The following is an 11,759-nucleotide window of genomic DNA, read 5'->3' on the forward strand; positions in this document are numbered from 1 at the left end:
CGCCGCTCGTCGTTTGCGCGCGCTACTGTTCCGATCCGCGCAGGCCTTGGTCGGACTCCGCGCCGAAGCCGAACAGGCGCGCGAATTTCTCGACGAAGCCGGTCTTCTTTTCCGTCGGCGCCGCCCGGGCCGCGGGCTGGGGCGCAGGGGCCGGCGCGGCGTCGGGAATCGGCATCGGCGGCAGCGGGGCCGCGAGCTCGGCCGCGCGCTCGAGCAGCGCGGTCCGGTCGACCGCCAGCGACGGTTTCGGCCCGAGTTCCACCAGCGCGAGCGCAACCGGCGGCGGGGGACGGGTCAGCCCGTGGGTGATGACGCTGGGCAGCCCCTCTGGGTCGTCGGCGCGGACCGGGGGCGGTGTGTTGGCGGCCGCGACCACCGGGGGCAGGGCGGCGGGCGCGCCGATGGACGCCGCGACGTTCGGCGGCGGGGCCGCGGCGGCGGGCGCGAGCAGCGCGAGGTGGGCGGGCCGGACCGGCGGCAGCGGGCTCGTCGCGGCGCGGGCGGACGCAGCCGGCGCGGGCGCGGGCGCCGAAAGCTCGGCTGGCCTGACCGGGGGCAGGGGGACATCGGCGAGCAGGGCGAGTTGCAACTCGAGATTGGCCGGCCGGCGCGGCGGCAGCGGCGCGAGATAGAGCGCGGCGATCGGCCCCTTGAGCTTGACCGGCTTCTCGGGCGCGGCGTCGCTCTCGGTCTGCGGCTGCTCCAGCGCCGCGACGGCGGCAGGCTCGGGCGCCGATGCGACTTCGGCCGGGGCGGGGGGCGGCGGGACGGGCGCCGGGGGCGCCTGCGGCTCGGGCGCGTCGGGCGCGGGGCCGGCGTAGGCGGGGCCCGCGGGGAGGCCGCGTTTGGCCTTGGCGACCGCCGCCGGCCCGGCCTCGGCGATCTCGACCGGCGCCGGCTGCGCGGTCCGGCCGGGGGCGCCGCCGCCGCGTCCGCCGCGACTCGAGGCGACAGCCATGGCCGTCTCCTGTCCGCCCGACTCCTCGGCGTCGTCGGCGCCGCCGCCGAATACGCCCGCGAGCCAGGCGAAGAATCCGCCGCCGCTCGCCGTCTGGATCTCGCCGCCGCGCTGCTCGATTTCCGCCTTGGCGAGTTCGTAGCCCGGCATCGGCTGGCCGTCGGAGGGGATGAACACCGTCTTGCCGTCAGGGAACAGCCGCGTCAGCGCCTCGCGACTCATCCGCGGCCAGTAGCGCACCGAACCGCTGTCGATATGCACCCACGTCAGGCCCTGCGGATAGAAGCCGACGCCGCCTTCCTGCATCCGCATGGCGATGTCGCGGATGCGCCCCGGTCCGACGTCCTCGAAATGGGCGTCGATCGCCTTGCCCTGCATGTGCTGCGAATGCTCGGCCACCTGGCGCGACCGCCGCCGCAGCATCGCGTTGGTCTGGGGCGAGCGGTAAGCGGAAAAGACGTTGATCGGCTGACGCGAGCCCGACTCGCGGTAGACTTCCCAGATGATGTCGAACAGATGCGGGTCCATCTTGGTCGGCTCGTTGAGCCGCCAGTCGCGCATGAACCAGTTGAGCTTGTCGAGCGTCCCCTGGTCGTAGACGCCGTTCACCATATAGGTGAACGAGCCTTCCTCGTTGGTGTGCTGGTTGGAGAAGGTGACGGTGCGGGTGTCGCCGTTGGCGACCGCCGACTCGGTCGAATTCGGCGCCAGCCAGGCCGTCACGATCACCGGAGCGAGGGCCGCCAGGGATGCCCCTCGGCGCCGGCCCCTATTCATTGTCGTACACCCCAACAGATCGTCCTTCCGATTTGCGGCGCGCCGTCCCGGCGCCGTCGTCACCTCGGACCCGCACGTTCGTCCGCGCGTCCTCCGGTCGGGGACCCCGCCCCGCCGGCCGCCTCGATGTCCGGAGCGCGTCTGCCTCGCGCCCGCCGGACTTGCGCCGACTCTGTGACCTCGGCGTCACGGTGTCGGCATATTTGATCGGATCGCCGTATAGACCCATCGCGCGCCCGTTTCAATCTTGACCTGCCGCGGACAACGTGCTCGCGACCCGCTGGGTGAGGCCGTACACGTCCGGCCGCTGTTCGAGCGTTCCGTCGGCGTCGACGAACGCGGTGAAATACTCGATGTGAACCGGCAGCGGCCGGGGCAGGAACACGGTCCGCTCGGCGCGGCCGATCGCCGCTTCGACGCGCGCCTCCGGCCATTCGAGCACGATTTCCGCCAGCCGCTGCGGGTCTTCGACGCGCACGCAGCCGTGGCTCAGCGCCCGCATGTCCTCGTCGAACAAGGCGCGCGACGGCGTGTCGTGCAGATAGACGGAATGATCGTTGGGGAACATGAAGGCGAAGCGCCCGAGCGCGTTGCCCTGGCCCGGCGGCTGGCGGACCACCACCCGGCCGCCGACGGTCTTCACTTCGTAGCCGAGACGAGCGAAGTGATCGAGACGCGGCAGGATCTCCTTCTTGATGATCGAGTCCGGCACCTGCCACGACGGGTTGATCAGCACGTAGCGCATGACGTTGGAAAACACCGGCGTCGGCGTGTCCGGCTTGCCGACGACGACGCGCGTGCTCATCACCACCGCATCGCCGTCCATGACCGCCACGGAATAGTCGGGAATGTTGACCTCGATCCGGCGCTCGCCCATGTCGCGCGGCTCCCACCGCCACATTTCCATGTTGGCGAGGATGGCGGCGCGCTCGCGCGCCGGCGCGCGCCGGGACCCCTCCGCAGCGGACGCGACGGCGACCCTTCCGCGCGCCCGCCGTCCGCTGGCCGCGCCCATCAGCGGGTCGTCGGGAACCGCGGGCGCGTCGGCGGCCGACCCGGACAGTTCGACGCCTGCGCCGCTGCGGCCCTGCGCTTCGTCGATGCGCGCGAGCGCCTCGCGCAAACCGCGATAGCCCTTCTGGGGCGGATTGAAGTCGGCGAGCCTGGCGCCGGGATCGGGCGCCGCGGCGGTCGCGGCCAGCGCCGCGCCGGGATCGGCGACGTCGGGCGCGGTGGACAGGATCGGCGAGATGCGCGCCGGCGACAGCCGCGATCCGCTGGCCTGCTCGGCGTAGACGACGACCGCCGCGGCGATCGCGACCTCTGCGCGCGCGAGCGCGTCCGGATCGAGCGGCCCGGCGAGGCCGCGCGGCAGCGCAACCTTCCCGAGTTGCAGCCCGTCCTCGGGGGCGCGGGCGACCTGCGCGGCGACCGCCCGGCCGGCCGGCGTCAGGCCGTCGGCGTCGACCCACACCGGCTGGAAGCCGCGATCGGCGTAGAACGCGCCGATCGCTGCCCGCGCCGCCCGCCAGTCGCCGGACCCGAGCGGATTGGCGCCGTCGTCGCGAACGATCAACTGCGCGAGGGCCGCTGCGAGCGCGGTCGGGACGGGGTCGGGCGGCGCCGCCGCGGACGGGATCGCCGAGGGCTCGACGGAGGGCGGCGCGAGCGAGGCGGCCTCGGGCGGCGAGGGAGTCGCGGCGGCGGCGTCCGCGTCGGCGAGGACCTGGAAGGGGCCGAGATCGACCGCCTGGCCCGGGACCGAAACCGCCGCCGTCCGCGGCGCGAAAACCGTTTCGATCAGGGCGTTCGGCGTCAGGGCGGAGAACGGCGGCGGGTCGGGCGGCCGCAACCCCTGCGCTTCGGCGGCCAGCGCCCAGCCTGACGCAACGGCAAGCGCCGCCCATGCGACGGCCGACTGAAACGGCGCCGGGCGCCGCTTTCGAACTCCGAGACTCATCGTGCCTTCCAAAACCCGCTCGGCCGCGTTGTCTGCGACCGTGAACGACGATACCGCATCGGCGCGCCCGGGGCGAAATCGGGCGGCGCCCCGCCGACCCTTACGCGGCGTCCCCCATCAGGCCGTCGCCGAAGCCGCAGTCCTTCATTTTGCGGTAGAGCGTGGAGCGGCCGATGCCGAGTTTGCGCGCCACCTGCGACATCTGGCCGCGGTAATGGGCGAGGGCGAAGCGAATCGATTCCGCCTCGATCTCCTCGAGCGTGCGGACGTCGCCGCGGTCGTCGAGCAGCCGGAGCGCGTGTGGGTCGGGCGCCGCGATCGTCGCCGGCCGGATCGGCGCGGCGTCGGGGTCGGCGGCGACCGGCGGCGGCGCCGGCGGGATGCGAACCTCGAACCCGTCGACCTGCGCCGCGATCTGCGGGAATTCGGCGACCGTCAGCTCGTCGCCGTCGGCGAGCACGACGGCGCGAAAGACGGCGTTCTCGAGCTGGCGCACGTTGCCCGGCCAGTCGTAGGCGGACAGCAGCGCGCTCGCCTCGGCGGTCAGGCCGCGGATACGCTTGCCCTCCTCGGCGCAGAAGCGGGCGACGAAGCGCCGCGCGAGGTCGGGAATGTCGCAGGCGCGGGCGCGCAAGGGGGGAATGGCGATCGGAAAGACGTTGAGGCGGTAGAACAGGTCCTCGCGGAACCGCCCCGCCTTCACCAGTTCGATCAGGTTCTGGTTGGTCGCCGAGACGAAGCGGACGTCGACCTTGACCGGGCGGCGCGCGCCGACCGGATCGATCTCGCCCTCCTGCAGCGCGCGCAGGAGCTTGACCTGGGCCTCGAGCGACAATTCGCCGATCTCGTCGAGGAACAGCGTGCCGCCGTTCGCCTCGGCGAACTTGCCGACGTGCTTTTCGGTCGCGCCGGTGAAGGCGCCCTTCTCGTGGCCGAACAGGATCGATTCGACCAGAGCTTCGGGGAGCGCGCCGCAATTGACGGTGACGAACGGCTTGCCGCGCCGATCGGAGCCGCCCTGGATGGCGCGCGCCATCAGCTCCTTGCCGACGCCCGACTCGCCCTCGATCAGCACCGGAATATTGGATTTGGCGGCGCGCTCGGCCAGGCGCACCGTGCGCGCCATCGATTCCGCCCGGCTGACGATGTCGCGGAAGCCGAGCTCGCCGGCGTTGCGGCGGTTGGCCCGGCGCAGTTCGTCCTCGAGCGCGTCGACCCTGAGCGCATTCTTGATCGACACCTGCAGCCGCTCGGCGCCGACCGGCTTGACGACGAAATCGATCGCGCCCGCCCGCATCGCCGAAATCACCGCCTCGATCGAACCATGCGCGGTCTGCACCACCGCCGGGACCGCGAGCTTCATCTGGCGCATGCGCTCGAGCACCCCCATGCCGTCGAGGTCGGGCATGACGAGGTCGAGAATGACGAGATCGACCGGCGGCCGGTCGGTCGCGCGGAGACGCGCGAGCGCCGCCTCGCCCGACTCCGCACACTCGACGGCGTAGCCGAATCGCCGCGTCGTCGCCTCCAGCAGGCGGCGCTGGATCGGATCGTCGTCGACAACGAGGATGAGTGCGGCCATCTGGTTCCCGGGGGCGTTCGCGGCGACGGACGCGCCGCGCATTGCGCCACCCTCGGTCATCACGGTAAACGCCCTGTTAATGACCTCCCCCCGTCGCAACGCGCCGTCCGCAAAAGCGCCTTCTCGAGGGGGAAGGATCGCGCCAGCGTGAAAACAGGGTTGAACGGGACTCGACAATGATGACGCTTTCCGGAACCGTTTACGACATCGAGGCGCGCGCCGGCGCCGCGGGCGAGCCCGGCGCGCTGCCGCAGTGGCGCCTCGACGATCTCTACGACGGCATGGAGTCGCCGCGCTTCGCCGCCGACTTCGAGCGCGCGGCGGCCGAGGCGAGGGCGTTCGCGCAGACCTGGCGCGGCAAGCTCGCGGCCGTCGCCGCGTCGCCGGGGGCGGGCGTCCGCCTCGCCGAGGCGGTCGCGGCCTACGAGGCGCTGCAGGACCTGATCGGCCGGGTGATGGCCTATGCGTCGCTGCTCTACGCCTCCGACACCAGCGACGCCGCGCGGGCCAAGTTCTACGGCGACACCAACGAGAAGGTGACCGCGCTGGCCGGCGACCTGCTGTTCTTCGAGCTCGAACTCAACCGGCTCGACGACGACGCGCTCGAGGCGGCGCTCGCCGCGCCGCCGCTCGCCCGCTACCGGCCGTGGCTCGACGACATCCGCAAGGAAAAACCGCACCAGCTCGCCGACGAGATCGAGCAGCTGTTCCTGGAGAAGTCGGTCCCCGGCGCCTCGGCCTGGAACCGCCTGTTCGACGACACCATGTCGGCGCTGCGCTTCGACGTCGCGGGCGAGAGCCTGACGCTCGAACCGACGCTCGGGAAATTGCAGGATCCGGACGAGACGGTGCGCGAGGCGGCCGCCCATGCGCTGGCGGCGAGCCTCGGGGCGAACGTGCGCCTGTTCACCCTGATCACCAACACGCTCGCCAAGGACAAGGAGATTTCCGACCGCTGGCGCAAGTTCGCCGACGTCGCGGATTCGCGCCATCTCGCCAACCGCGTCGAAGGCGAGGTGGTCGCGGCGCTGGCTTCGGCGGTGACGAGCGCCTATCCGCGCCTGTCGCATCGCTACTATGCGTTGAAGGCGCGCTGGTTCGGCAAGGACAAGCTCGCGCACTGGGACCGCAACGCCCCGCCGCCCGGGGCGCCGCCACGGCTCTGGTCATGGGACGAGGCCCGCGACACGGTGCTTTCGGCCTACGCCGGCTTCTCGCCGCGCATGGCCGACATCGCCCGGCGCTTCTTCGACGAAGGCTGGATCGACGCGCCGGTGAGGCCCGGCAAGGCGCCCGGCGCCTTCGCCCATCCGACCACGCCGTCGGCGCACCCTTACGTGCTGGTCAATTTCCTCGGCAAGCCGCGCGACGTGACCACGCTCGCCCACGAACTCGGCCACGGCGTGCATCAGGTGCTGGCCGCGCCGAACGGCGCGCTGATGGCCCCGACGCCGCTGACGCTCGCCGAGACGGCGTCGGTGTTCGGCGAGATGCTGACCTTCCGCTCGATCCTGGCGACGGCGACCGACCCGGCCGAGCGCAAGGCGATGCTCGCCGCCAAGGTCGAGGACATGCTGAACACGGTGGTGCGCCAGATCGCGTTCTACACCTTCGAGCGCGCCGTCCATCTCGAACGGCGCAAGGGCGAACTGACCGCCGAGCGGATCGCCGACCTGTGGCTGAAGGTGCAAAGCGAGAGCCTCGGTCCGGCGATCGAGCTGAAGGCGGGCTACGAGGTGTTCTGGACCTACATCGGCCACTTCATCCACGCGCCGTTCTACGTCTACGCTTACGCCTTCGGCGACTGCCTGGTGAACTCCCTCTACGGCGTCTACGAGAGCGCCCCCGAGGGGTTCGCCGAGCGCTATCTGGCGATGCTCGCGGCCGGCGGCTCGAAGTCCTACAACGAACTGCTCGCCCCGTTCGGGCTCGACGCGAAGGACCCGGCGTTCTGGAGCATCGGGCTGTCGCTGATCGAGCGGATGATCGACGAACTGGAGGCGATGGGGTGACGTTCGCCATTGCGGCGTGAGGGATGGCGGACCGTGCGTGAAGGGACGAGAGGAGAGCCTTGGGAGGGCGCGCGTCCCGCGCCCGCCCGGCGGCGGCGCCGGTCGCGCTCGGCGCCAGCCGGCCAGTCCCGTACGGTTGGGCATGACCGAGACAAAAGCGCCGAGGAAGCGCGAAACACCCTGCCGCAACTTCTGGACGTAGCCGAACGCGGTTCGGCGACGCTCATCACGAAGCGCGGCCGCCCGGTCGCCGCACTCGCGCCGATCGCCGAGTACGAGGCGATCCCGCGACGCGGGGTCCAGTCCAGCTCAATCGGCACATCGGAACATAGGGTTTCGCTTCCGTCCTCTCTCGATAGGTAACTCCCAACCCCGTCATTGCGAGGAGCAAAGCGACGAAGCAACCCATGCCGCCGCTTGCCTCCTGCGGAAGAAATTGCTCGCAAGGAAGGGCGGCGGGACGACCAGAGGGCGCGACAGCGGCCCAGCGGCCCTGGATCGCTTCGCTTCGCTCGCGATGACGGCGCTGTTGGCCACCGGCTTGGGAGTTACCTCGATAGCGGATATCCTTCCCATATGACTGAACTGCTTGAGCGCGCCGTTAAGGCCGCCCGCGGCCTACCTTCCGCCGCACAGGACGAAATCGCGCGCCTCGTGTTGCGATTCGCCGGCGACGACGAGGCGGTGATCCCCTTGAGCGACGATGAACGCGCCGCAATCGCGGTTTCCAAGGCCGCCTCCGCGCGTGGAGAATTCGCCCCGGATGAACAGGTGCGCGCCGTCTGGCTGAAACACGGCTTGTGAAGGTCCGGTACACACTTCCGGCGCTTGCTGAACTCGACGGGATACTCGATTACCTCGCCGAGCATTCTCCGCAGGGAGCATCGATCTTTTGCCGCAGCACCCCTTGATCGGGACACGCACAGACGATCCGGCAATCCGCCGCCTGGTCGTGACGCCGTACCCGTATCTGGTTTTCGACGAGGCGGCGGAGAGCGAAATCGTCACTCACAGCATTCGGCATGCCGCGCGCAATCCTTCTTCTGCGCCGGGTTCGGTGCGGCTCTGAATTTGCGGCTGCGCGGAAGCCTCGGAAGGCCCTTCGGCCTGGACGCCAAGGACCCGGCCTTCTGGAGCATCGGGCTGTCGCTGATCGAGCGGATGATCGACGAACTGGAGGCGATGGGGTAGGGGCGCGGAGCCGGCGGGCTGCGTCCACAGCCCCGCTGACCATCACCGTCGCATCAATTCCACTTTCAGGTCCTTCCGGATGTAGATCTCCAGATATCCTGGAAGGAGGCCGGTCATCGCCATCTTTTCGAACGGCTGAATGTAACGCTCGTCTTTCATGGCGGTGAGAAATACAATCCTCCAGAGATTATACGGATTATGTTCCGAGCCGCCGGCTGCGTGTTCGACATGCACCAATGGCTGATAATCCGCCGCGGCGACCGTCCGCCCGTCTGCTGATTTCATCTCGGCGATGCCGAGAAAGACAATTCTCTGATTGGCGTGATCGATGAATATCGACTCGAGGACTCGACCTCGCTGCTCGCCAAGCCACGCCTTCTGGGTCGACCATCGCACAAAATGCTCGCAGCCGTCGCTCAGTCGGCGTCGTCCCGACAGGCCAGCGTCCGAGACAACATAGGGAACGTAGGTCGAAGGATCCAAAGCCTTCTTGCACTCCATGTCCCAAATCATCGACCGCGTCAGATTGACATCCGGCTTCATAATGTAATGTTCGCGCAAGATGTCATTGACTCCGATGAGCGGCAATTCAAACCGCGTAGCATTGGGGTCGCTCCAGCATGTCTCGAATTGATGTTGCGCCTGGGCCGCCGACTCGAAAGCGTTTCCAAACTTCATAATGACCTGACCTCTTTTGGAGAACGCTCGCGCGGTGGGGCGCAGGCGGCCAAAGCGGCGGGGTCGCCGCCCACGCCCAACACTGCCCCCTTCCGTTTGCTTGCGAAACCTCCAGCCTTCCCTTCTTGCGCGCGGCGCCTTCCAGAGCGCGGCGTGCAATCCCTGGGCGCCGAGCCTATATGCATGGCCACCGACTCATGGACTCCCCCCTTTGCCCCAAGACAACGAAGCCAACCGCCTTTCCGCGCGCGCGCGGCGCTACGCCCGGCTCGGCGCCAACGCCGGCGCGTTCGCCGCCCGGGTCGGCGTCAACCGCCTGACCGGGGGCGGGCGGGACGACGACGCGCGCGCCTTCGCCTCGGCGCTGGGCTCCATGAAGGGGCCGATGATGAAGGTCGCGCAGTTCCTGACGACCATCCCCGACGCGCTGCCCGCGGACTACGCCAACGAACTCATCCGGCTGCAATCCCAGGCCCCGCCGATGGGGGCGGGATTCGTCCGTCGCCGGATGATCGCCGAGCTCGGCCAGACCTGGCGCGAGCGCTTCGCCGAGTTCGACTTCAAGCCGGCCGCAGCCGCCTCGCTCGGCCAGGTCCACAAAGGGCGTACGCTCGAGGGCGAAGGACTCGCCTGCAAGCTGCAATATCCCGAGATGGCCTCCGCGGTCGAAACCGATCTGTCGCAGCTCGATCTCCTGTTCTCGCTGCACAAGCGGATCGGCGGGGCGGTCGACACGCGCGAGATGGCGCGGGAGATCCGAGAGCGGGTGCGCGAGGAGCTCGATTATTTTCGCGAGGCGAAGGTGGCGCGGCTCTATGGCCTGATGCTCGCGGACAGGCCGTTCGTGCGCGTGCCGCGTGTCCATGAAGACCTGTCGACGCGGCGGCTTTTGACGCTGCAATGGCTCGAGGGCGAGAAGCTCACCGAATTCGAGGGCGCGCCGCAGGCCGCGCGCGATGCGATCGCCGTCGGTCTGTTCGACGCGTGGTGGCAGCCGTTCCTGCGCTACGGGGTCATTCACGGCGATCCCCATCTCGGCAATTACGCCGTCGTTGGAAAAGGGTCTGGCGCGGGCCAGACCATCGAGGGGATCAACCTGTTCGACTACGGCTGCGTGCGCATTTTTCCGCCGCGCTTCGTACAGGGCGTCGTCGAGCTTTATCGCGCTCTCAAAGCCAACGACGAGGCGCATCTGCGCGAGGCCTATGCGATGTGGGGCTTCCCGAAACTGACGCGCGGCACTTTCGACGCCATGACCATCTGGGCGCGGTTCATTTGCGGGCCGACCCTCGACGATCGCGTTCGCACCGCAGCCGACGGCGTCAGCCCCGGCGAATACGGACGCAAGGAGATCGGCCAGGCGATGCGCGCGCTGAAGGCGGAGGGCGGCGGTCTCCTCATTCCGCGCGAGTTCGTGTTCCTCGAACGCGCCACCATCGGCCTCGGCGGCGCCTTCCTGCGGCTGGGCGCTCGCCTCAACTTCCACCGCTTGTACGAGGACGCGATCGCCGACTTCGATCCCGAAGCGGTCGGCCGGCGGCAGGCGGAGGCGCTGAAGACCGTCGGGCTCACGGCGGCGAGCCGGGCCGAGGCGCCCTGACGCCTCAGCCGGGGCGCGGTCTCGCCCGAAGGCTGGGAACGACCCCTCCGCCCCGACTCTCCGCGTAAAGGGGCCGGCGGCGGCCCGGCGCTCGACCTTGCTCGATCGCGATGGCGAAGCCGATTGTCTCGGGCGTCGCGGACCGGGACTGGATCCGGATGTCTCGCCGCCTGCTCCGCACGGAAAAGGCGCGGCCGCGTCGGGTTTCGCCGGTTCGCCGAGGCGCGTCGCGGCCTGCGCCGTTGCGCCTGGCCGGCATGGGCAAGGCGCGAGGGCCGGCGCCCGGAGATGCGGACTGGCTGCGCCGACGGCGCCCCGAAGCGTCCGGCGGCGCGTCCTGCCGCACGCTGGCGGCCGGCCTCCCGGATCGCCCGGGGCCTCGCAGCCTGCAACGCTTGTTTGGCGCTTTGCGACCCCGGAACCCGGTAGGGGCGCCGTTTCGACAAGATTCCGGTCGAGTCGCGGGCGGTTCTCTGGCATGATCAGCGTTGAGCCGGGCCTGACGCAGTCGCCCAGGGCCCGGCGCCAGGCCTCAGGGTTCCTTCGCCGGCCTCGCCCAGGGAAATTAGAGGCAAGGGAGCGGGCCTTGGGGGACATGGAGAGTTTGCCGCGCCGCATGAGCGTATCGTCGGCGGTCGACTGGCTTTGCAGCCGGTATGGAGGCGACCGGGCGCGGCGCCTGGCGAGGCTCGAGCAGCAGAAGGCGAGGCGGGCGCGCTCGCGCAAACGCTTCACGTTCTGGGCGGCGGTGGCGGCCCAGCTGGAGGCGGGAAGCCGCGCGGCGACGGTCCCGTGCGGCGATCCGGACGGCGCGGGCGACGGTCGCCGTCCCGCCGTGGAAATCATGATCTGAAGGGAGGATCGGCAATGAACAAACAACTCGCGGAATTCATCGGAACCTTCGCGCTCGTGTTCTTCGGCTGCGGGGCGGCGGTGGTCGGCGGCATGGGGAGCGGCGCCACGGCGGTCGATCTGCTCGGCATCGCCAGCGCCTTCGGCTT

10 protein-coding genes are annotated in these 11,759 nt (G+C 70.0%); 6 read left to right on the plus strand and 4 right to left on the minus strand.

Annotated features, from left to right (window positions below; all coding sequences use genetic code 11):
• Window positions 1-22 precede the first annotated feature (22 nt).
• The 3 genes from DFR50_RS23565 to DFR50_RS23575 all read right to left on the minus strand — a co-directional run bounded on the left by DFR50_RS23565 (window position 23) and on the right by DFR50_RS23575 (window position 5,277).
• Window positions 23-1,687 (minus strand): peptidoglycan L,D-endopeptidase MepK, encoded by a 1,665-nt coding sequence (locus DFR50_RS23565; RefSeq protein WP_210209017.1) that lies wholly within the window; start codon window positions 1,685-1,687, stop codon window positions 23-25.
• A 289-nt stretch (window positions 1,688-1,976) separates the two neighbouring features.
• Window positions 1,977-3,695: a L,D-transpeptidase scaffold domain-containing protein gene (locus tag DFR50_RS23570; protein WP_113891713.1), complete on the minus strand. Its 1,719-nt coding sequence runs from the start codon at window positions 3,693-3,695 to the stop codon at window positions 1,977-1,979.
• A 100-nt stretch (window positions 3,696-3,795) separates the two neighbouring features.
• Window positions 3,796-5,277, minus strand: coding sequence for a sigma-54-dependent transcriptional regulator (locus tag DFR50_RS23575; RefSeq protein WP_113891732.1), 1,482 nt, complete (start codon window positions 5,275-5,277; stop codon window positions 3,796-3,798).
• A 179-nt stretch (window positions 5,278-5,456) separates the two neighbouring features.
• On the opposite strand from DFR50_RS23575, the gene DFR50_RS23580 reads away from it, so the two are divergent.
• The 4 genes from DFR50_RS23580 to DFR50_RS23595 all read left to right on the plus strand — a co-directional run bounded on the left by DFR50_RS23580 (window position 5,457) and on the right by DFR50_RS23595 (window position 8,358).
• The gene (locus DFR50_RS23580; RefSeq protein ID WP_245428091.1) at window positions 5,457-7,289 is read left to right on the plus strand and encodes a M3 family oligoendopeptidase; all 1,833 of its coding nucleotides are present in this window, start codon (window positions 5,457-5,459) and stop codon (window positions 7,287-7,289) included.
• Window positions 7,290-7,322: 33 nt separating this feature from the next.
• Window positions 7,323-7,652: a type II toxin-antitoxin system Phd/YefM family antitoxin gene (locus tag DFR50_RS33670; protein WP_170153362.1), complete on the plus strand. Its 330-nt coding sequence runs from the start codon at window positions 7,323-7,325 to the stop codon at window positions 7,650-7,652.
• Between the two features lie 213 nt (window positions 7,653-7,865).
• Window positions 7,866-8,093, plus strand: a complete 228-nt coding sequence (locus tag DFR50_RS23590; protein ID WP_113891716.1) for a hypothetical protein — start codon at window positions 7,866-7,868, stop codon at window positions 8,091-8,093.
• 88 nt (window positions 8,094-8,181) lie between these two features.
• A complete protein-coding gene (locus DFR50_RS23595) occupies window positions 8,182-8,358 on the plus strand; it encodes a hypothetical protein (RefSeq protein WP_245428087.1) in 177 nt (58 codons plus the stop codon).
• 164 nt (window positions 8,359-8,522) lie between these two features.
• On the opposite strand, the gene DFR50_RS23600 is transcribed toward DFR50_RS23595, so the two are convergent.
• On the minus strand, window positions 8,523-9,158 hold the full coding sequence (locus DFR50_RS23600) for a hypothetical protein (protein ID WP_113891717.1): 636 nt from the start codon (window positions 9,156-9,158) through the stop codon (window positions 8,523-8,525).
• Between the two features lie 211 nt (window positions 9,159-9,369).
• Here DFR50_RS23600 and DFR50_RS23605 point away from each other — a divergent pair, with 211 nt between their 5' ends.
• Complete coding sequence (locus tag DFR50_RS23605; protein WP_113891718.1) at window positions 9,370-10,758, plus strand: ABC1 kinase family protein; 1,389 nt, start codon at window positions 9,370-9,372, stop codon at window positions 10,756-10,758.
• A gap of 616 nt (window positions 10,759-11,374) precedes the next feature.
• Window positions 11,375-11,611, plus strand: a complete 237-nt coding sequence (locus tag DFR50_RS23610) for a hypothetical protein (RefSeq protein ID WP_113891719.1) — start codon at window positions 11,375-11,377, stop codon at window positions 11,609-11,611.
• The last annotated feature ends 148 nt before the right edge of the window (window positions 11,612-11,759 follow it).

Source organism: Roseiarcus fermentans (assembly GCF_003315135.1).
Lineage (GTDB): Bacteria > Pseudomonadota > Alphaproteobacteria > Rhizobiales > Beijerinckiaceae > Roseiarcus > Roseiarcus fermentans.

Coding starts and splice junctions, on each gene's coding strand:
- DFR50_RS23600 (WP_113891717.1), bottom strand. CDS start 9,158: ATGAAGTTTGGAAACGCTTTCGAGTCGGCGGCCCAGGCGCAACATCAA.
- DFR50_RS23570 (WP_113891713.1), bottom strand. CDS start 3,695: ATGAGTCTCGGAGTTCGAAAGCGGCGCCCGGCGCCGTTTCAGTCGGCC.
- DFR50_RS23610 (WP_113891719.1), top strand. CDS start 11,375: ATGAGCGTATCGTCGGCGGTCGACTGGCTTTGCAGCCGGTATGGAGGC.
- DFR50_RS23575 (WP_113891732.1), bottom strand. CDS start 5,277: ATGGCCGCACTCATCCTCGTTGTCGACGACGATCCGATCCAGCGCCGC.
- DFR50_RS23590 (WP_113891716.1), top strand. CDS start 7,866: ATGACTGAACTGCTTGAGCGCGCCGTTAAGGCCGCCCGCGGCCTACCT.
- DFR50_RS23580 (WP_245428091.1), top strand. CDS start 5,457: ATGACGCTTTCCGGAACCGTTTACGACATCGAGGCGCGCGCCGGCGCC.